Raw genomic sequence first — 19484 nt, forward strand, 5'->3', positions numbered from 1 at the left:
ACTTCGAATCCAAGGCGACCTACGTGGCGGAGACCAGCACGGTCCAGGAGGACGGCCCCGCGTACGAGAAGGGCGACGTCATCAAGACGACCGACAACACCACGAAGACCTTCGGCTTCAAGCGGGCTAAGAGAAAATAATCCGGTATGTAGAAAAGCCTGCCTTTCGGGGCAGGCTTTTTCTGTTATTTAAATCGGCGAGCGCCCTGATACTTGTTCTTGTAGTATTTCTCGTTCAGGTTCGAGATGACGACACCCCTGCTGGAGCTCGCGTGGATGAAACGGTCTCCGCTGAGGTAGATTCCCACATGGTCGATTTTCCAGAAACTGCCGAAGAAAATCAGGTCGCCTTCGCGCAGGTTTCCGCGGCTTACGCTTTTCCCGCGGGAATCGTCGTACATTTTTGCCGCGCTGTGGTCGAGTGCAATCTTGTAGTAGCCTTGGTAAACCTGCATCACGTATCCGGAACAGTCCGTCTTGTTTTTGCTGGCGGCTCCGTAGACGTACTTTGCGCCCAGCCATCCCTTGGCGTAAGCTTCGAAGTTTGTGGGAGGGGCGGACTTTTGCGCCGCTTTTTCCGCTTCCTTCTTCTTTACCGCAGCCCTCGCCTTGTCTGCAGAATTCATGTGCTTCGGTTTGGATTCTGTTGTTACGGAGTCTTCGCCTGAGGGGGAGGATTCTGTGCCGACGTTTTCTTGGACTTGTTCGTCCGCAGCCGGAGCTTCCGCTATTTGCTCGTTCGATGAGGGGACGGGCTTGTAGTCACCGATGCTCCGGTCGTAACCCGTGCGTACGGGGAAAGAGCAACTGAGCAATCCTGCGCAGAGCGGAATCAGCATTAGGCATGCGTATTTTGATGACGGACCCATTGCTGAGAAATGTAATTAAAAAAGGCCGCTTGCTATATTTGGCGGGTATGGAAAAAGTGAAAATCCTGTTCGTGTGTCATGGCAACATCTGCCGCAGTCCCATGGCGGAATTCGTCATGAAGCACAAGCTCGCAAGTGCCGGAATCGAAGGTTTTGAGGTGGCGAGCGCCGCGACGAGTACCGAAGAAATCGGGAATCCCGTGTACCCGCCGGCCAAGCGCATGCTGAATTCTCATGGTATCGATTGCAGCGGAAAACATGCCCGCCAGATGACCGTGCAGGATTACGAATACTACGATTACATCGTACTCATGGACAGGAACAACTTGCGGAACTTGCGCTGGATACTGGGCGCAAATCACGACATGTCGAAGATTTCTCTGTTGATGGACTGGACCGGCAAATCGCGGGATGTTGCCGATCCATGGTATACCGGAGATTTTCAGGCGACCTGGGACGACGTGAACGCAGGTTGCGATGCGATGATAGATAAACTAATATCTCGCGGATAATTATTCCTGATAAATCATAATAGTGGAGAATATGTCGCCAGCGGTCATGGTGATAACGGCCTTTCTTGAGGTTGTTTTTTTGTCGCACTCTTCGGACTAGCATGTTTCAAGACTGTTCACTGTAATTATGGCTTTGTTTGGCGAATCTTTCAGAATTTTACCTTTCCACCAGCCGCCATCGATGTTGTGAAAATCAGTATATCCTGTTTCTAGGGTATCGGGATGTATGTATATATCGTTGGCGCAGTTATCGTCGCATGCGGAACTGAACCACCATGAGCTGTAATTCTTTACGGAAATCGTATCGGTGCCGCCCTTGGGACCGAAGTGCATTTCTTTTTTGTTTAGTTCCATTTTATCCCAAAGCCCAACAGGTGTGGAACTGACGGAGTCGAAGGAACAGGCTGTAAAAAACAGGGTGAGGGCTAGGAGGCCGAGGTGAAGTTTTTTCATTTTGTTACTCCTGATAGATTCTAATGTTGGAGAATATGTCGCCAGCGGTCATGGTAATAACGGCCGCTCTTGAGGTTGTTTTTTTGTCGCACTCTTCGGACTCACATGTTTCAAGACTGTTCACTGTAATGACGACCTTGTTTGGTGAATCTTCCAGAATTTCACCTTTCCACCAGCCGCCATTGATGTTGTGAATGTCACGATATCCTGTTTCTAGAGTATCGGGAAGAATGTATATGTTGTTGGCGCAGTCGCCGTCGCATGCGGAACTGAACCACCATGAACTGTAATTCTTTACGGAAATCGTATCGGTGCCGCCCTTGGGACCGAAGTGCATTTCTTTTTTGCTTAGTTTCATTTCGTCCCAAAGCCCATCAGGTGTGGTGCTGACGAAGTCGAAGGAACAGGCTGCAAAAAACAGCGTGAGGGATATGAGGCCGAGGTGAAGTTTTTTCATTTTGATATTCCTTCTGAAAATGGTTTTGAAAGGCTTTTTGCACTAAGAATATACCTTGTCGGGGGGTAAAAACAAATACCGCTTAAGGCCCTTTTTTGGGGAAAAATTGATTCTTTTGTACAAAATCAAAAAGAGCGTTTCATATAGGCCATTTTGCAGGCCCAAAGAATGTGTTGCACATGTCGAAATACGTGTGTTTCGAAAAAAAAACGCAAAAAAAATCCGCAGCGTAACGCCGCGGAAATAAAGCCGTTAATTGTTTTGAGTTTCGTTTATTCCCATTTCAGCGCTGGGTATCCGTCATTCTTGTTTGAATCGTAGACGAATGCGTCTCCGAGGAGTTCGACGAAAGCCTTCGACTTCATTTCTTCGGAGGTCTTGGCGAGGGCGATTCCGCCGTCGCTAGCCCCGAAGGCGGGAATTTTCGATGTCTTAATCTCGAAAGAAGGCTGGATGATTATCGGGTAGTCTGTGCAGCAGGCCACCGTATCGGGCGCGAGCACACTCACTGTATCTCGCGTGAGGACGGGGGTTTCGTCCAGGATGGCACTCCAGGTAGTGTCCGAAACCTCTTGCTCTATGTAGTAGTAATCGGCGAGCGTCGTGTTTTTGTTAACGCCGATCATGAGCCCCACGTTCTTGAAATTGGCGGGCGTGCTTATGTTCTTGCCTGTGGTGTAGGCGTTCCTCGTGACTCCGTTCAGGTTCATCCCGATGATGCCACCGGCACTTTCCGCGCTGAGGATGTCGCCCGTATTGTATACGTCTTCCGCCTTCAAGTTGCTTGCGTCGCCAACAATTCCGCCAGTGCGGGCGCTTCCCTTGATTTCTGCGCTGTTCGCAACACTCCGTACAGACATGTCTTTGCCTTGGCCGATGATGCCGCCAACGGCGTATCTGCCCGTGACCTTTGCGCTGTTTCGCGACTCCTTGACGGTGCCGGTTTCAGAGAAAAGCCCGACGATGCCTCCAACATTGCCGGATCCTTCGACTTCCCCGAGATTTTCGGTACTCGAAACCGTTGCGCTTAAGTACAGTCCGCCGGCGATGCCGCCTGTGCCATGGTTGCCGGTAACCTTTGCATAGTTCTTGGCATCCTTTATCTCAACATTGCTGCCGAGCCCCAGGATTCCTCCGGAGAACTTTTGACAGTGAATTTTCCCGTAGCTCTTGACGTTCTTAATCTTGATGCTGGTGCCTTCGGCTATGCCAACGATGCCGCCCGCTTCTTCATAGGTGCTGAATACATTGACTTTCGCGGTGATGTTTTCCAGGACGGCATTGCCGCTAACGGCGCCGACGATTCCGCCGGACACATTGTCACCGGTAATCCAGGAATTTTCAATGGTCAGGTTCTTGATTGTGCAATCGCAGTATCCGAACAGCCCGTTGTACGTCCCTTTGGTTTTGACGAACATTCCGCTTATGGTATGGCCGTTTCCGTCGAAGTGGCCCGTGAACGGGATTTCATTCGATTTTCCGATGGGCGTCCACTTCAAAAAATCTGCGGAACTGTCGACCGGTATTCCGGCGCTGTCGATGATTTCGCCCTCGTTGAGGATGATGTCTGCGTCAAGTTTGAAATGCTTGCCCTTGTATTTTTCGTCGCCTGCTCCGATGACGTACGAAAGGTTTGCCAGCTGTTCGGCGGTCTTGATGACATACGGGTTTCCCTCCGACCCGGAACCGCAAGCGAATTTCTTGGCCGTAGACCCGTTCCAGGGCTTGCCCGTTTCGCCTTCGCAGTTCGTATCGGCCTTTTCCTTGGATTCCTTGAGGCTGCTCGAACTTTCGGGCGATTCTTTTTCTGAAATGCTGCTGGAACTGTTCCCTAGACTGAAACTGGGAGTCGTGCCGTCGTCGGTAGAGGTCGGTATTTCACAGGCGATTAGTGTGAAAAACATCGCGGTTGCGATGGATATGGCCGCCGCGGGGCGGATGCTGTTTTTGAACATGGGATACTCCTTCTTCTTATTACGGAATATATATTATTCCGAGCCTGTCTGGAAATCCCGAATTGTAAAAAAAGCTATGTTCTGGGTGCTATAAAACCGTGGGGCTTGAATCCGAGCCCTTTAACGAGCTCGAAATCCTTGCAACTGTTGACTCCCGCCGTGGTGAGCATGTCGTCGGTGATGGCCGCGTTGGCCCCGCTCTTGAAGGCGCGCTTGCCGTCGTCGCCCAGTACGCCGCGTCCGCCCGCGAGGCGGATGAACGCCTTCGGGTTGATAAAGCGGTAAATCGCCACTATACGGCAGAATTCGTCGTTCGTGAGTTTCGGGAGGTTTTCGTACGGAGTGCCCGGAATGGCGTTCAGCACGTTCACCGGAGTGGACTTGACTCCGAGTTTACGCAAGTCAAGGCACATGTCGATGCGGTCTTCCATCGTCTCGCCGAGTCCCATGATGCCTCCGCTGCAGATTTCGAGCCCTGCGGCGAGCGCATTCTGGAGTGCGCCAATCTTGTCGTCGTAGGTGTGCGTGGTGCATACGTCGGGGAAGTGCCTGCGGTAGGTTTCCAGGTTGTTGTGGAAGCGGGTGAGGCCCGCTTCTTTCAGCTTGTCGAACTGCTCGCGGTTCAGGAGCCCCGCCGAGAGGCATACGGAAAGTTTCGTTTCTTTTTTGAGGCGGCGGATGGCTTCGCCAATCTGCTCCACGTCGCGGTTCGAGAGCGTACGGCCCGAGGTGACGATGGAGTAGCGCGGGATGCCTGCGGCTTCTTTCTTCTTGGCGTCTTCGACGATTTCGTCGGCGCTGAGCAATTTGTATTCCGGGGCGCCGGTGTGGTAGTAGCTGCTCTGGGCGCAGTACTTGCAGTTTTCGGAGCAGCGACCGCTGCGGGCGTTCACGATGGAACAGAAGTCAAAATCGTCGCCGTGGAATTTTTCGCGGATTTCGTTTGCCGCGTCGCAAAGTTCCTTGAGGTCTTCGCTTAAAAGCCGGATTGCCTCTTCGCGGTTGATTTCGTAACCGTTGATAACTTTATCTTTAAGTTCAGAAATAAAAGACATGGTTCTGCTCCTTTCTGATTTTTTTTCGCACCCAAATATAAAAAATCCCGTATTTGCAAAACCAAGGCGTCTTTCTTTTTTTAATTTATGGTCGTGCGGATATTCTTGACGATAATCTTTTTCGCCATGTGCGCTTTCGCGGCTGATGCCGTGGAGGATGTTTCCGCTGTAGCTTCTCCTGATACCTCTGCCGCTTCTGTGGATGCATCGGCAGTTGCCGCATTTGATACTTCGACCTTCACGGTAGATACCCTAGTAACTGATTCTTCGGCCGCACTAAATGATACGACGGCTTTAGTTGCCGATTCCGTGGCGGCGGATACGGTTGTTGCCGATACGGTGGCTGCGGACTCCGCGGTAAAAGATACGTCTGCGAAGGATTCCGCTTTGGCGGTGCAGGACTCCGCAAAGAAGGATTCCGTCTCGCGCAGGGAAGGAAGCATTCCGCTTCCGCATCAGTCCGCGTATACCGGTTTTGGCTTGCTGGTCGGGCTTGCGGCCGGCCTTTTCAACCCGACCGAGGAATGCGACTGCCTGGGGGTGTGGCAGGGACAGCTTGAATACTTCTATAAGGATTGGATCAGTGCGGGTGTCGACGTGCGCTTTTTCGGCGGGGATCTCGATACGGACGTGATGGTCCGCTACCAGCGCTACAGGATGAACGTGCGCTTCCACAGGCCGCATGAACGTTGGTCCTGGTATATAAGCCCGATTGTCGAGTTCGAGTCTACTGACTTGGAAGATATCCGCGATGAATGGCACCAGCGTGATATGGAAGGCTGGATTCCGGGGGTGTCGACGAAGACCGAACAGGAAGTGGAAGACTGCGAGAAGATGTTCTCGCTGGACGGTTTTTCCATCGGCGTAGATTTGGGCGGAGGCCTTGTCTTCTGGGATATTATCGGCGCTACGGCGAACGTCTTGTACGAATACAATTTCGGCGGAGCGCAGTTGCTCACGATTTCTCCGGGTATCGCATATAATTTGCAGGCAATTTGGCCCTGGGCCAAGAAGAGCCTTTCTGCGGCATGGATTTCGGTTGAAACGGGCTTCCAGCGTTTCTTCAACAGGTCTGTTGATTCCTGGGCAATGTCGGGTTACCTGGGTGTCGCGGTCGGTTTTTAATTCTATATTTTTCACGTCTAAAATTTTTCTAAAGGACATTCAAAATGGCTAAGAAAGAATCCAAGAAGAAGGTTGTCCTCGCCTATAGCGGTGGACTCGATACTTCCATCATCATCCCCTGGCTCAAGGAAAACTACGATTGCGAAGTGATCGCTTTCGCTGCCGACCTCGGACAGAACGACTTCCCGGACGCTAAGGCCCTCGAAGACAAGGCTCTCAAGACTGGCGCTTCCAAGTGCTACGTCCTCGACCTCAAGAAGGAATTCCTCGAAGACTACGTTTGGCCCACCGTCCGCGCTGGCGCCAAGTACGAAGGTACCTACCTCCTGGGTACGTCTTTCGCCCGTCCGCTCATTGCGAAGTACCAGGTGAAGATTGCCGAGAAGGAAGGCGCTTACGCCGTTGCTCACGGTGCTACCGGTAAGGGTAACGACCAGGTCCGTTTCGAACTGACCTACGCCGCCCTCAATCCGAAGCTCGAAATCATTGCTCCGTGGAAGGACCCGAAGTGGACGTTCCACAGCCGCGAAGACGCCATCGACTACGCTGCCGCCCACAAGATTCCGCTTAACGGCATCAGCAAGAAGAAGATTTACTCCGAAGACGGTAACCTGTGGCACCTCTCTCACGAAGGTGGCGTCCTGGAATTCCCGGAACAGGAACACAAGTACGAATTCCTCAAGCACACCGCCACGTACGAAAAGGCCCCGAACAAGGCTGATCACGTGACGATTACCTTCGAAAAGGGTAATCCGGTGGCTATCGACGGCAAGAAGATGGGCGCTGTCGAACTCCTCGAATACCTGAACAAGATCGGTGGCAAGAACGCTTGCGGTCTCCTCGACATCGTCGAAAACCGCCTCGTCGGCCTCAAGAGCCGCGGCGTGTACGAAACTCCGGGTGGCACGCTCCTGTACAAGGCTCACGAATGCCTGCAGCAGCTTGTGCTCGACAAGGAGACTTTGTTCGAAGCCCAGAAGATGTCCATGACGTACGCGAACCTCGTGTACAATGGCCAGTGGTTCACTCCGCTCCGCCAGGCTATGGACGCCTTCTTCAACGAAGTCAACAGCGTTGTTACCGGTGAAGTGACGCTCAAGCTCTACAAGGGCAACATCATCCCGGCCGGCATCAAGAGCCCCTACAGCCTCTACGACATGGGCCTCGGTGGATTCACCGACGTCGACATGTACGACCAGAAGGACGCCACGGGCTTCATCCGCTGCTACGGCCTCCCGCTCAAGACGCGCGCCCTGTTGCTCGGCAGCAAGACCAACGTCGACTTCGGTAAGGAAGTGAAGCTCCCGAAGAAGTAATGAGTCCGCTCGCGCCAAACTAGGGTGTTAAATTACTCCGGTTGGCGCTCGCTCTTGCCTGCGACGACTCGTTGATACGAGTCGCCTACGGCTCACGGGAGACTGCTCTCGAAAGACATTCTTCAAAAAAATCCTCGGTTTCACAATAGTGGACCGAGGATTTTTTTTGACGAAAAAAGATTCTTGAAACCGGCAATCACTAGTAACTATTAACTAGGAACTAGTAACTAGGCCGAAGGCCCTAGAAATCCACCATGTACCCGATTCGCCAGAGCATGTCGGGCGCTTCGTGTTCCTTGAAGTTGTAGACGGGCAAGTCTATCTGGGTGAAGAATCCGAACAAATGAATACGCATCTCGGCGGAGACGTCCAGGCTTTCCTTGAAGTTGAAGGGGTAGAGGTATTTGGCGTCGTTCGCCTTGTTTACTGCCTTGTGAATTTCGTTGGGTGCTTCCGCGAATTCGTATCCGCCTCCGATGCCGAATTCTATGGAGAACGGCAAGTCGCGGGGGATGCGCCATAGGATTCCTCCCCGGATTCCGCACCAGAAGTCGTTGGCCCCCTTGTGTATCCCGAAACCGTCGATGTGCAGGTGAAGGGCTTTGTAGCCGACGCCCGCATCGAGCATTATCGGAGTGAGGGTTCCTGCCGAAGCGCCGATTTCGAATTTCCAAGGGGAGTTTGCGCTTTTGGCTTTGCTTTCGCTTTCATTCGCTGCGGCATGGGCCAAAACCGCACAAAGTGCAATTCCGAGGACGAGAATTTTCTTGAAGGCGGTAATCATGGGCTCAATTATAGAAAACAGCGTTCGTTTACTCGAAAAAAAAGCGCTTTTTGCAGGCTCTTTTGTCAGGACCATTTACAAAAAGTACAAAAGTGCTATCTTTAAAAACAAGAAACCGGCCCGGGAAGGCAAAAACCTGGGCCATAACGAGGAAAACAACATGAAAATCAAATCACTTCTTCTGGCTTGCGCCACTGCTTGTGCAATTGCCACGCCCGCTATGGCGGAAGGTGGCATGTTCGAGGCTTGGCTCCCCGAGAACTTCACTGCCGATGTTGTTGCAGCGGTAAAGTGGAACTACTACAACTTCAGCAACTGGCAGCAGGACGGAACGTCCAATTACACTTGGCTCGTCACGTATGATGCCGATGTGCAGGGCAAGTGGAAGGTTGCCAACTGGCGTAACCTCGTGAATCTCGCCTTGGGCAAGACATGGACCGACGGTCTTGGCCAGCGCAAGAGCGCCGACAAGATTTTCTGGGAATCCATGCTCGACTTCAACATGACCGACGTCCTGAAGCCCTACATCGGTAACCGCTTCGAAACCCAGTTCCTCGCTGGTTACTCTTACAGCGAAGACGAAGAAGGCAATGAAGTGAAGAAGGCCATCTCCAGCTTCATGGATCCGGCTTACGAAACTCAGGTTGCCGGTCTTGCCTACATTCCGAACGAAATGTTCAGCCAGCGCCTCGGTTTTGCTAACCGCATGACGATTTCCCATGGCTACGGCTTCGCGGACGATCCGGATACCGAAAAGTTCGAGAAGTTTAAGGATGAACCGGGTCTTGAATCCATCACGGAATTCAAGTATGCCTTCAACACTATCGCAAGTTTCAAGTCCCGTCTGTGGGCCTTCATCAACTTCAAGGGTGTAGATGAAATCGACGGCAAGTGGGAAAACCTCCTCGCCGTGACGCTCGTCCCGTACATCGAATTCCAGGTCGGCTTCGACATGGCGTACGACAAGGACCTCTCTCTTGACGCGCAGTACAAGACGATGGTGCTCTTCGGCATCACTTGGCGCTGGTTTTAATGCGACCGCTCGCGCTTGATACGTGAGAAACTTCTCCGGTAAGCGCTCGCTCTCGCCTCCATCGCCGATTAATATCGGCGATGGAGGCTCACGGGACCGCTCGCGCTTGATTCGTGAGCAACATCTCTGGTAAAAAATTAAATCCCTGCCTTCGGGCGGGGATTCTTTATTTTGTTCTAATTTGGGGCTGCGGTCAGGAGGTCGTCCATCCAGGCGTCGCGCTGCTTCCGGAGGGCCTCGAGCGATTTGTCGTCGGCTCCGCTCGTGTCGCGCGCTTCAATGAGCTTCCGGTAAGAATCTATGAGCGCTGAAGCCTTGCCGTAAATTGGAACTAGCTTTGCCAGTTCGGTCATGATGGCTTCGTCCGAATAGAGGCGCGCGATTCCTTCCAGGCTGTGCTCGATGTAGGCCTGCGTGTCCCCGTTCGACTTGGCGATTTCGGCTTCGGCAAATTCCAGCGGGCGGAGCTTGTCCATCCAGGCGGATTCCTTGGCGTAAAGTTCGTTGTCCTCGGCGATGGCGTTCTTCTGGCGCGTAATCCGGAGTTGAGCTTCGGTGTACCCCTTGTACTCCTCGAAGTTGGCTTCCAGACCGTGTTTTTTCACGAAATCGGTGAGATTTTCGATGTTCGTCCTAGAGGGATTGTTCAGCAGGCATTCCTTGAGGACGGCCAACTGGTCCTTGGTCTGCATGTTCTTAAAAGATTCGGAGTGTACGCTGTTTGCTTTGATTCGGAGGTAGGCCACCCGCAGCAGGAGCAGGGCTATGGCGATGGCAAAAATTATGGACCAGTTCATGCCCCAAATATAGAACTGTAACCGCATTTTTTGTAAAAAAACGCAGACCGACCATGGATGGCGGTCCAAAGTCCTTGTTTTGAGTCACGGGAAACCGTAAAAACCCTAGATTTAGGGTATTTTACAAAAATATAAGTATTAATATGGATGATTTTGGTTTATATTTAGGGGTGAATATTGTAGACCTATTTTCGAAGTAGGTGGAGATTGGATCTTATGAAAAAAAATATCGTATCTGGATTAGCTCTTACGGCAGTATCCTTTGGTTTGGTCTGTTTCGCACCGGCAAATGCCGATGTGGCTGGGGCGGCTAACCTAGACATTGTTGTTCGCGATTTCCCCGTGAACCATCCTGACTTTGAGAACTTCTCCGAAGAATATGCGAGTACCGGTGACCAGGACGGCGGCAAGTGGTGCCTCAACCATGGTGCTACGACTACCGGTCAATGTGGCGAATCGATGCTCAATATGGGTATTTTTGGCTACGATGCGGTTTGGTACGGCGCAACTGCGGCGCACCTCACTTGCGGAAACAAGCGTTCCAAGCAGGGTGCGTGGATTGGCCAGGACGGCAAGCCGAGCGTCATCAACCCCTTCCTGCCTTCTTACTTGCAGGCGCAGACCACTGCCGATACGCTCCAGTACGGAGAATGCAAGGATCAGGTGAATGGTCGTACGCAACGCGGCTACAAGTCCTATATAGACGGCATGGTCAGTGGCGTGAAGTGCAGCGCAGCCGGTGTCGCTTGGTCGAACCCTGTGTATTACACGCCTGGCATGGTAAAATCCTATCTGGACTTCGATGCGACCCCGTCGGGTGAATACGACATGCTCGATGGCGTGCATATCAGGAAGGCGATGGACTTCTGTGACAATACCTATTTCGACCAGTGGTATTCCGATAACAACGACTTCGCCAAGCGTAGCAACACGATTCTCACGCTCCCGCCTGCCAATATCGCCGGTTCTTCGAAGAGTATCTATTCTATCGACTACAACTACAGTAACGGTGGTTACTTCCCGCTTGATGTCGTTGATACTACTACGCAGTACCGCTACACGCAAATTACGAAGTGTATCCAGAACGATCCGAACCCCTTGACTGCGAGTCAGTGCTGTGCGACGGACCAGTGTGACCAGTGGGGCCCGCAGACGCTCTCCATTTTCTGCCCTCCGTACCAGTACGAATACGCTTCTACCCAGAAGGACATGATGGGCTCGGAAACGGCCGACCTGTGTACACAGTGGCTTTTGAACGGAGGACCGAGGTTCCAGGATGCAGCTGTCGCTGCCGCGAATACGGATGCAGTGCTTGGTCCCCGTCACTTGCGCAACTATGGCTTCACCATGATGGGTTATGCCAAGTTTAAGTATCATTCCAAGAACCAGGTGAATGCGGCTGGCCAGCCCGACCCCGAAGTCTTCGAATTCGCCGGTGACGATGATATGTGGATCTTTGTGGACGGCGTGCTTGTCGTGGACCTCGGTGGTACCCACCTCGCAACTCCTGGCCGCGTGGATATTTCCGTGCTTGCAAAGCATGGCCATGGTTGTTCTATCGACGCATCGCTCGGCGCTGCTGGCTACGGCATTCCTCCGCTTGCCCACCAGACTAATGCTGGCCAGAACTGCCAGTTGAATGCTGATGGTTCCTGGGCCGACAACACCTGGCACCACCTGCACTTCTTCTATGCTGACCGTCAGTCCGATGGCTCCAACATGTACATGCGTACGTCCCTTGCCGAAATTGCTCCGACCAAGTACGGTCAGCCTCAGGTTACCGGCGCCGAAGTGACGGTTACCGATGGTGTTGCAACGACAAGCCTTATTTTGAATACCGAACTCTCTGATGAAACTTTGGCTAATATGATGGCTGGTGGTCAGAGTGGAACGGTTCCGTCCATCGTCATTGCGCATTGCTCTAACTTCAATATCGCAACCTCCACTTGCGTTGCCTACGATACCTTGGGTATGTACGTGACCGACATCCATTATGTCATCGACAAGGGTGCCGAAGGTATTGTGTACGATATTCAGGGCATCGTGAAAGACAAGGCTGGCAACATTGTGTCCATCCAGTCGGGCGACCTGATTGCATTCAACTATCCGGTCATTGACCAGATGAACGAAAACTACAACCAGTGGACTTCGTCGATGTCCTTCTTCATTACCTCGAAGGCTGGCAAGATTGTGGAAAGTTTCCCGCCGGAATGGGCTGTGGCAACATTGCTTGTGAACCCGACGACGCTTATCGAGATGAAGGATACTACGATTGTTCGTCCGGAATTCGACAACAAGGATCTCACGGACAAGGCTAACGGTGGCGAACTTCCGAAGAACTCCACTGCAGAACTTCTGATTACGCCGCTTCCGGCAGGATTCGTTGATGGTGGCGATCAGAATGCATGGCTTGATCAGCATTGGAACGATGTTACTGGGGCGCCGCTTGGTGCCGATGGACGCTCTAATTCTGATGTGAGAAACCGTACTTATCCGGGTAGCGTGTTTAGCGATGCTGGTGATCCCAATGCCGTAAGCGGTCGTTGCTATGCCGATGCGAACGGCATTGAAAGCTGCTCCAGCATTTCGTTCCGTACGTCGCAGCCGTTCTTGGTGAACGTGCGCGTGTTCGACAATCTCGGCCATTTCATCAGCCAGTACACCGAAGGCATTACTGACACGACTGTGTTCAAGCAGTTGGTGAGTGCCCAGAAGGTTGCGAATGCAACTGCCAACACCTGCACCGATGGTTCTCAGTATGCCGAAGTGACGGGCGTGGGCGAAATGATGGTGACCGTGAAGATGTACCCGGTTTCTCAGCAGGGTCGCAAGATTGCTACTGGTCCGTACATCTACCAGGTGTCCATTATTAAGGAAGCTTACAAGTACTGCGCCTACATGGGCGGTGGCGGCTTCCAGTTCATCGATGCTCCGTACCAGCGTGCATCCTTCACGACCACGCGCGGTTACCGCCGTACGAATAAGTAAGGTGCGAACAGTTTAACGAAAAGCCCGGCTAAGCCGGGCTTTTTCTGTATGCGGAGAGAAACCGCGGTTTTGCTGATTCTAGACCGAGCGGTCGCCTCTGTGAGCAACAAACGCTCGGTATTAACCGGGCGTGGTTGCGACCTTTGGCCACTTAGCGCTTCAGCGCTTACGTGGACATGGCCCCCCTTGCGGGGGTAGTGAGGGAGAAACCGGAGGTTCAGTTCCCTAGACAACGAACGAACGGTCGCCTATGTGAGCAACAAACGCTCGGTATCAACCGGGCGTGGTTGCGAAAGCGAGGGCCAGCCCAGCACTTGTGTTTCTGATTCTAGACCGAGCGGTCGCTTAATAATGCGAAGGCTTCTGCGCCGGTGATGCGCACCTTGAGGCGGCTTCCAGCGGGAATGTCGCCGGCGAGGGCTACCGGGCGGTAGGCCTCGTTCCGCGCGATGGTCGTACCCGCGCGGTGGCCGGGCTTTTCGACCACGACGTCGCATGTATCGCCTATCCAGAGGGCGTTGTTTTCCTGAGCGATTTTCTGGAAGGCGTCGAAGAGGATGGCGGAGCGTTCGTGCTTTACTGCATCGGGAACCCTGAGCGAGGAGTCCTGTTCCATGCGTGCCGCGGGCGTGCCGGGGCGCGCCACAAAGCGGGTGATGTTGCATACCGTCGGGCGGGTTTCTTCGAGCAGCCGCATCGTTTCCGCGAAATCGTCGTCGGTTTCGCCGGGGAAACCGACGATGATGTCCGTGCTGAGCGTGAAGCGCGAAAATTCGGTATTGAACATGCGGGCGATTTTCCGGAAGTCTTCCGCCGTGTGGCGGCGGTTCATCGCTTTCAGTGTGCGGTCGCTTCCGCTCTGCACGGGAACGTGTACGAACTTGTAGACACGTTCGTCGCGGAAACAGTCCAGAAGGCTGTCCGCATACCTTATCATGTGTCGCGGGTTTCCCATCCCGAGGCGCAGCCTGTAATTGCCGGGAACGTGCACGAGGATGCGTTGCGTGAGCTCCGCAAGATTCGTTCCGGTATCGAATCCGTAGCAGGCGCAGTCCTGCCCGGTAAGCTGTATTTCGAGGCAACCATCGTTCACGAGGCCTGCGACTTGCTTGACGATGCCTTCGGGGGCGAAACTCCGGAGGCGTCCCTTCACGAGGTGCGTGCTGCAGAAGGCGCAGGCGTCCAGGCATCCTTCTTCGATGTTCACGATGCCCACATAGGGCGTTTCACGGAGTGTGCTGGGCCCCACGATAGCATCCATAGACTCTGTCGCGGAGGCTTCGTTTTGCTCCAGAGGGGCGATTTCCTTTAGACTCGTAAATATGACTTGCGGCGCAACCTTCAGCGCATCTTCGCGGAAGTCCTTCGGGGCGCACCCCGTAATGAACAGCGGGACGCCCGGGAACATTTCGGACGCGGTTCGCAACAGTTTCAACGCGCCCGCGTTGCCCTTTACGGTGCACACGTTCAGATAAATGGAGTCTGGCGCCTCCTGTGCCGCGGGCGATTCCTGTGCGGTCTTCGCTTCGGGCAGGCGGAAAAGAATCTTGCAGCCCGGATGCCTTGCGGAAAGAGCGCGGGCGATTTGCTCGCCTTCCCCGAAGTTCGCGGCGCACCCCTGGCTGATTACGGCATAGACCGGATTTTCGGAGCTCATTTCTCGAATCGCTCCAGTGTGATTCCCGGATAGTAGTGGGTGAGGATCGTAGCGAAGTCCTGGCCTGCGGCGCTGCGGCCCCGCACGCCCATCTGGCACATGCCGACTCCGTGCCCGAATCCCTTTCCGGTCAGGATCCATTCCTGCTTTTTATGTTCTATCCTGAAGAACGAGGACGGAAGTATGGAGCCGGATTTCTTGAACAGCCAGCGGACCTTGTCGCCCCGCACTTCGAAACTTCCCTTGTCCGTCTCGACGACGAGCGTGAGGATTCTTCCGCTTGCGAGCGTGTCCTTGATGGCGATATTCTTGATTTTCTTGAAGTCGGGAACTTTCGCTTTCGCCTCTTTCCCGTTCTTCTTTACGAGCGATTCCAGTTCCTTGTCGTCGAACTTGCGTTCCCACTTGCTGTAGCTCGATTCGCTGCACCACGGCGTTCCGTCTTTGCGCAGGTCGGGCCTACTTTGCAGGTAGGGCAGGTTGGGGCGTTCCCAGGTGGCGAGCGTCTCGGTTTCGCCTCCGCAGGTGGAATGGTAGTAGGCGATGATGAACTGCCCGCCGTACGTCATCACGATGCCGCGAGTCGCCTTTACGGCGCTGTCGGTGAGGGGCGTGGCGCTTGCGAGTCCCTTGTAGACCTGGTCCTTGGTGTCGGCGTACACATCGAATCCCATGGATTCGCGGCTGCCGAAGTGCTTGTAGGCGTAAGTGCGTGCGGCGATGGCCTGCGATTCGAGGGCGCTGAACCTGCTGTTGTCGAGCTTGCCGATTTCGTAGGGGACGACTCCGCGCAGGTAGTCTTCCACGTCGACGATGTTCACCGCGTTCACGAGCCCCTTGTTTGCGCTCACGTAGAAGTGTCCCGGATAGCACGAGGTGGAAAGTTTGCGGAGGGTCGGCGCGATGGAAACACATTTCCCCTCGCCGTGAATTTCCTTGTGGTCGAGCGTGGCGGAGTTTTCCTTGCCCTGGAACTTCACCTTGTTGCCCGCCGCCGTCATGTGGATGGTCTCGCCTTCGAGTTTCAGGTAGAGTTCCTTCACGCCGATAAACACGCCTACTTGCAGGGGGCGGTTCAATTCTTCGGGAATTTTCTTCGGGACGATAGCTTTGCTGCCCTGCTGCCTGGGGGGATTGGACGAGGGCTGTTCCGTCTTTGATTCCGAAAGCGTTGTCGCTTCGATGGGTGCGAAGTTTACGGGGGCGTCGTAATCGGATTGCTCCGGCACATTTTTTGCCGACACGTCATTAGGCGCATCTTTAGCAACATCTTTAGACGCATCCTTAGACACGTCTTTAACTGCTTCTTTAGCTGGTAACTCTTCTAGCGTTGCGCTTTCTTTTATCGCGTCGCTGGTCGGTTCGGTTGCAGCCTGGGGCGGCTCCGGCAAATCCGGCAGCTCGAAATCATCGGCGAAAGTTATCGCCGAGAATGCGAACAGGCAGAACCAGAAGAGTTTTGAACGAGCGATAATCAACCTGCAATTCTAGTAACTAGTGACTAACAACTGCGGCGAAGCCGCCCTATCTCTTCTTCAGCTTGGCTTGGGTTTCCTTCGCCATCTTGCGGAGCTTGGACTGGTTCAGCGTGCGGTCGGCGGTAGAAATCTTGTCGACAAACAGGTCACCGTTCAGGTGGTCCGTTTCGTGCTGGATGCAGCGTGCGAAGAGGCCTTCGCAGTTGTGGATTTCTTGCGGTTCGCCGTTGATGTCGAAGAATCGCACGCAAACCTTGTCCGGGCGGACGACGTTGCAGAAAATATCCGGGAGCGAGAGGCAGCCTTCGTCGTAGTCCGTGGGCTTTGCGTCTTCTTCTGCTTCCCATTCCGGGTTGAACATGATATAGGGGCGCGGATCCTCTTCACCGGGGATGGCCGTGTCGATGACGACCAGGCGGATGTTCCTGCCGATTTGCGGGGCGGCGAGGCCGCACCCGGGTGCGTCGTACATGGTTTCGAGCATGTCCTGTGCCAACTGGCGCAGTTCCGGGGTAATCTCGGTAATCGGCTCGCACTTCTTGCGGAGCACCGGGTCACCGTAAATGCGGATAGGGAGGATCGCCATTTATCTCGTTCCTTGTCGCGGATTACTTCTTTTCTTCGGTCTTTTCTTCGGCGTTCATCACGCGGACGATGGCGGACTTGTCGAAGTCGATGAAGGTGGTGGAACCCGTGCGGACGGTGATGATGTTCGAATTGTCTTCGATGGAGGTGATGGTACCGATGATGCCGGCCGTGGTGATGATCTTGTCACCCTTCTTGAGGGCCTTGCGCATTTCTTCCATCTTCTTCCTTTCCTTGCTCTGCGGGCGGATGAAGAAGAGCCACATCACGACGAACAGGAGGATAATGGGGAGGAAGCTCATGACGCCACCGCCCTGCTGGTCGGCCGGAGCGGCTTCCTGGGCGAATGCGGCGATGGAGGAAAGGGTCACGAGGAGTGCGGAAAGTTTCATATTAAGCCTTGTTTTAAGGTGAATTTTTGTTACGGGGTAAATATAGAAAAAGAGTTTCTAGTTCTAAGTTCCGAGTTCCTAGTATCGTGGATTTCAAGAGGCTTCTTGATGCTAGAAATTCTAGTAACTAATAACTAGTAACTGTAAACTAGCGCCTTCGGCGCTATACCAGCTTCTTGTCGAGCAGCGGGAAGATGCGATTGAGTTCGAGCAGGTCGATGACGTGGTAGAAATCCGCAGTGAACGAATCGGTGTCGTCGAGTACGGGGGACTGTCTGCCTGCGGGAGTGGCCTCGAGAATTCCGCTTGCGATGAGCGGCGCAATGATGCGTCGCGTGAGGGTGCCGCCGTGCATCGCCTTCTTGGCTTCTGCCTTCAGCATTTCGGTGGGGACGGTCGCCTTGTTGCCGCGGATGGAAATGCCGTTCTCCTTGACCGCCTTCACGAACGCCGTGAGCACGAGCTGTTCGGTGATGGAAAGGATGTCCGGTGATACCTGCTTGTTGAGCGCACGGTAACGGAGCGCCTCGTACAGGAGCGGAATAATCTGCAGGTTCGGCACGCGGACGGTCTCGCCTTCGATTTTCAGAATGTCGAATTCCTCGAGCAGTTGCAGGAGTCTCTCGGTTTCGGAAAACTCGGTGTTGTTCAGCACGAGCATCTTCTTCTGGAGGGTGGCGAGCGCTATGTTGTCTGAACCGCTCGCGACGAGGTGCTTGCTGAACAGGAAAAGCAGTGCGGGGAGCGCCTGCACGATCTTGCTCTTCTTCAGGTTCTCTTCGGCGATGTGGCAATGATTGGCGAGGAAGGAAAGCGTGGACTGGAACCAGCCCGGCTTGTGCTCGAGTTCCCGCTGGAGCGCCTTCTGCTCGATGAACAGGACTTCGCTGTTCTCCGCCGCGCGCAGCGTGTATTCCCTGGGTTTGCTTTCGAGCAGGCAGAATTCACCGATGATGGAACCGGGCCCGAAGTTGCGCCAGTGCCTCTGTCGCAGTTGCTTGGACATGCCGACCAGCATGCCCGACTTGACGATGACGAGGCTTGTGCCCTTGTCACCTTCGAGGAACAGGTATTCGCCTTCCTTGACGAACATCAGACCGCCCCCCTCAGGTTGGAATCGTAGCGTATCGCCGTCAGGTAGTATTCGATTCTTTCCATGTCCACGTGGAACTTGTTCGAAAGCCCCTGCTTGAAGCATCCGAGATCCTGCAGCGTAATCCACTGCGCGACGTCGATGGGCAGCTCCCTATCGTTGAGGAGGCGTATCCATTCGGGCGCTTCCATCTCGACGCCTTTCTTGATCGTGGTGAGGTGCACCAGGATGCGCTTCTGCGGGAGGCTAAGGCGGAGCGGTTCCCATACGAGCCCTTCTTCGCGGGCGTAGAGGTAGTCCGAGAATATCTGCATGAGCGTCGCGTTGTGGACCTGCATCAGCAGTTCTTCGCCGTTCTTGGAGAGCCCGATGAAGCGGCGACGCAAAAGCGACTTGAGGTCGGCCTTGATGGTCACCGGCGGGATGCGCGTAAGCCAGTTGAATTCGCGGATGAGCGTGTCGACCGGGTACTTGGTGCCCGATTCGAGATGCGCGCAGTATTCCGCGAGGCTCATCAGCGTGTTCTCCACGGGAGTCCGGTGTGCGGATTCCTTCAGGAGGCGCGTGTTCTGGGAAAGGTTCTTGAGGGTCGCGAGCAGCCAGATGGGGATGTTCTTCAGCTCGGATTCCAGGCAGTCCTCGGAAATAATGGTGACCGAGGAGTCCTCGGTTGCCTCGAGGGTGTAGCGGAACGGTTCGTTTTCGAAGAGGGAGGCCACGCCGACGATGTTGCCCGCGTGCATGCGGAACTTGATTTCGCGGCTGTCGTGGGATTTGTCCACGGCCACGAGTTCGCCTTCATCCAGGATGACCAGTTCGCGGTTGCCGGAGTCCGGAGAGTATACAACAAAACCCGCCTTCACGCGGAGGCGCGTGGGCGGGATAATCTGCTGTCGGGAATTCCCCGTGTTCATCGGGAAAAGACCCATTGAAGCC

General features: G+C 54.1%; 18 protein-coding genes. 5 read left to right on the plus strand and 13 right to left on the minus strand.

All coding sequences use genetic code 11. The annotated features are described in order from the left end of the window. Positions 1-184 precede the first annotated feature (184 nt). A complete protein-coding gene (locus tag IK012_RS11850; RefSeq protein WP_173379055.1) occupies positions 185-868 on the minus strand; it encodes an NlpC/P60 family protein in 684 nt (227 codons plus the stop codon). A gap of 47 nt (positions 869-915) precedes the next feature. On the opposite strand from IK012_RS11850, the gene IK012_RS11855 reads away from it, so the two are divergent. Next, positions 916-1380, plus strand: a complete 465-nt coding sequence (locus IK012_RS11855; protein WP_290954862.1) for a low molecular weight protein-tyrosine-phosphatase — start codon at positions 916-918, stop codon at positions 1378-1380. A 96-nt stretch (positions 1381-1476) separates the two neighbouring features. Here IK012_RS11855 and IK012_RS11860 read toward each other — a convergent pair whose 3' ends face one another. From IK012_RS11860 to bioB, 4 genes are all read right to left on the minus strand, one after another. Next, on the minus strand, positions 1477-1833 hold the full coding sequence (locus IK012_RS11860; protein ID WP_290954865.1) for a hypothetical protein: 357 nt from the start codon (positions 1831-1833) through the stop codon (positions 1477-1479). 4 nt (positions 1834-1837) lie between these two features. Then, complete coding sequence (locus tag IK012_RS11865) at positions 1838-2290, minus strand: hypothetical protein (RefSeq protein ID WP_290954868.1); 453 nt, start codon at positions 2288-2290, stop codon at positions 1838-1840. Positions 2291-2562: 272 nt separating this feature from the next. Beyond that, on the minus strand, positions 2563-4245 hold the full coding sequence (locus tag IK012_RS11870) for a hypothetical protein (protein WP_290954879.1): 1683 nt from the start codon (positions 4243-4245) through the stop codon (positions 2563-2565). A 74-nt stretch (positions 4246-4319) separates the two neighbouring features. Next, positions 4320-5300, minus strand: coding sequence for a biotin synthase BioB (gene bioB / locus IK012_RS11875; RefSeq protein ID WP_290954891.1), 981 nt, complete (start codon positions 5298-5300; stop codon positions 4320-4322). A gap of 126 nt (positions 5301-5426) precedes the next feature. On the opposite strand from bioB, the gene IK012_RS11880 reads away from it, so the two are divergent. Both IK012_RS11880 and IK012_RS11885 read left to right on the plus strand, forming a co-directional pair. Further along, positions 5427-6425 carry a hypothetical protein gene (locus IK012_RS11880; protein ID WP_290954896.1) on the plus strand — a complete coding sequence of 333 codons (999 nt, stop codon included), beginning with the start codon at positions 5427-5429 and terminating at the stop codon, positions 6423-6425. A gap of 44 nt (positions 6426-6469) precedes the next feature. Beyond that, positions 6470-7741 (plus strand): argininosuccinate synthase, encoded by a 1272-nt coding sequence (locus IK012_RS11885; protein ID WP_290954901.1) that lies wholly within the window; start codon positions 6470-6472, stop codon positions 7739-7741. Between the two features lie 241 nt (positions 7742-7982). Here IK012_RS11885 and IK012_RS11890 read toward each other — a convergent pair whose 3' ends face one another. Further along, positions 7983-8525 carry a hypothetical protein gene (locus IK012_RS11890; protein ID WP_290954903.1) on the minus strand — a complete coding sequence of 181 codons (543 nt, stop codon included), beginning with the start codon at positions 8523-8525 and terminating at the stop codon, positions 7983-7985. A 160-nt stretch (positions 8526-8685) separates the two neighbouring features. Between IK012_RS11890 and IK012_RS11895 the strand changes: the two genes are divergently transcribed. Then, positions 8686-9558: a DUF3078 domain-containing protein gene (locus tag IK012_RS11895; RefSeq protein WP_290954904.1), complete on the plus strand. Its 873-nt coding sequence runs from the start codon at positions 8686-8688 to the stop codon at positions 9556-9558. A 176-nt stretch (positions 9559-9734) separates the two neighbouring features. Here the strand turns inward: IK012_RS11895 and IK012_RS11900 are convergent, their stop codons facing one another. Continuing rightward, positions 9735-10355: a hypothetical protein gene (locus tag IK012_RS11900; protein ID WP_290954906.1), complete on the minus strand. Its 621-nt coding sequence runs from the start codon at positions 10353-10355 to the stop codon at positions 9735-9737. Positions 10356-10622: 267 nt separating this feature from the next. Between IK012_RS11900 and IK012_RS11905 the strand changes: the two genes are divergently transcribed. After that, a complete protein-coding gene (locus tag IK012_RS11905; protein WP_290954908.1) occupies positions 10623-13343 on the plus strand; it encodes a fibro-slime domain-containing protein in 2721 nt (906 codons plus the stop codon). 328 nt (positions 13344-13671) lie between these two features. Here IK012_RS11905 and IK012_RS11910 read toward each other — a convergent pair whose 3' ends face one another. The 6 genes from IK012_RS11910 to IK012_RS11935 all read right to left on the minus strand — a co-directional run bounded on the left by IK012_RS11910 (position 13672) and on the right by IK012_RS11935 (position 19462). Then, positions 13672-15000: a MiaB/RimO family radical SAM methylthiotransferase gene (locus IK012_RS11910; protein ID WP_290954910.1), complete on the minus strand. Its 1329-nt coding sequence runs from the start codon at positions 14998-15000 to the stop codon at positions 13672-13674. Continuing rightward, complete coding sequence (locus IK012_RS11915) at positions 14997-16478, minus strand: SpoIID/LytB domain-containing protein (RefSeq protein ID WP_290954912.1); 1482 nt, start codon at positions 16476-16478, stop codon at positions 14997-14999. The genes IK012_RS11910 and IK012_RS11915 overlap by 4 nt, the downstream gene beginning before the upstream one ends. A gap of 46 nt (positions 16479-16524) precedes the next feature. Next, positions 16525-17064 (minus strand): peptide deformylase, encoded by a 540-nt coding sequence (gene def, locus IK012_RS11920; RefSeq protein ID WP_173379694.1) that lies wholly within the window; start codon positions 17062-17064, stop codon positions 16525-16527. A gap of 22 nt (positions 17065-17086) precedes the next feature. Further along, positions 17087-17455 (minus strand): preprotein translocase subunit YajC, encoded by a 369-nt coding sequence (yajC, locus tag IK012_RS11925; protein ID WP_290954915.1) that lies wholly within the window; start codon positions 17453-17455, stop codon positions 17087-17089. A gap of 163 nt (positions 17456-17618) precedes the next feature. Beyond that, positions 17619-18548, minus strand: coding sequence for a cyclic nucleotide-binding domain-containing protein (locus IK012_RS11930; RefSeq protein WP_290954917.1), 930 nt, complete (start codon positions 18546-18548; stop codon positions 17619-17621). Beyond that, positions 18548-19462 carry a cyclic nucleotide-binding domain-containing protein gene (locus IK012_RS11935; RefSeq protein ID WP_290954919.1) on the minus strand — a complete coding sequence of 305 codons (915 nt, stop codon included), beginning with the start codon at positions 19460-19462 and terminating at the stop codon, positions 18548-18550. The genes IK012_RS11930 and IK012_RS11935 overlap by 1 nt, the downstream gene beginning before the upstream one ends. Positions 19463-19484 lie beyond the last annotated feature (22 nt).

This window comes from Fibrobacter sp. (assembly GCF_017551775.1).
GTDB lineage: Bacteria > Fibrobacterota > Fibrobacteria > Fibrobacterales > Fibrobacteraceae > Fibrobacter.

Bases quoted from the DNA above. Each gene is read 5' to 3' on its own strand.
- def (WP_173379694.1), bottom strand. From the start codon at position 17,064: ATGGCGATCCTCCCTATCCGCATTTACGGTGACCCGGTGCTCCGCAAG.
- IK012_RS11860 (WP_290954865.1), bottom strand. From the start codon at position 1,833: ATGAAAAAACTTCACCTCGGCCTCCTAGCCCTCACCCTGTTTTTTACA.
- IK012_RS11880 (WP_290954896.1), top strand. From the start codon at position 5,427: ATGTGCGCTTTCGCGGCTGATGCCGTGGAGGATGTTTCCGCTGTAGCT.
- IK012_RS11865 (WP_290954868.1), bottom strand. From the start codon at position 2,290: ATGAAAAAACTTCACCTCGGCCTCATATCCCTCACGCTGTTTTTTGCA.
- IK012_RS11930 (WP_290954917.1), bottom strand. From the start codon at position 18,548: ATGTTCGTCAAGGAAGGCGAATACCTGTTCCTCGAAGGTGACAAGGGC.
- IK012_RS11850 (WP_173379055.1), bottom strand. From the start codon at position 868: ATGGGTCCGTCATCAAAATACGCATGCCTAATGCTGATTCCGCTCTGC.
- yajC (WP_290954915.1), bottom strand. From the start codon at position 17,455: ATGAAACTTTCCGCACTCCTCGTGACCCTTTCCTCCATCGCCGCATTC.
- IK012_RS11890 (WP_290954903.1), bottom strand. From the start codon at position 8,525: ATGATTACCGCCTTCAAGAAAATTCTCGTCCTCGGAATTGCACTTTGT.
- IK012_RS11895 (WP_290954904.1), top strand. From the start codon at position 8,686: ATGAAAATCAAATCACTTCTTCTGGCTTGCGCCACTGCTTGTGCAATT.
- IK012_RS11870 (WP_290954879.1), bottom strand. From the start codon at position 4,245: ATGTTCAAAAACAGCATCCGCCCCGCGGCGGCCATATCCATCGCAACC.
- IK012_RS11885 (WP_290954901.1), top strand. From the start codon at position 6,470: ATGGCTAAGAAAGAATCCAAGAAGAAGGTTGTCCTCGCCTATAGCGGT.
- IK012_RS11855 (WP_290954862.1), top strand. From the start codon at position 916: ATGGAAAAAGTGAAAATCCTGTTCGTGTGTCATGGCAACATCTGCCGC.
- IK012_RS11900 (WP_290954906.1), bottom strand. From the start codon at position 10,355: ATGAACTGGTCCATAATTTTTGCCATCGCCATAGCCCTGCTCCTGCTG.
- IK012_RS11935 (WP_290954919.1), bottom strand. From the start codon at position 19,462: ATGAACACGGGGAATTCCCGACAGCAGATTATCCCGCCCACGCGCCTC.
- bioB (WP_290954891.1), bottom strand. From the start codon at position 5,300: ATGTCTTTTATTTCTGAACTTAAAGATAAAGTTATCAACGGTTACGAA.
- IK012_RS11910 (WP_290954910.1), bottom strand. From the start codon at position 15,000: ATGAGCTCCGAAAATCCGGTCTATGCCGTAATCAGCCAGGGGTGCGCC.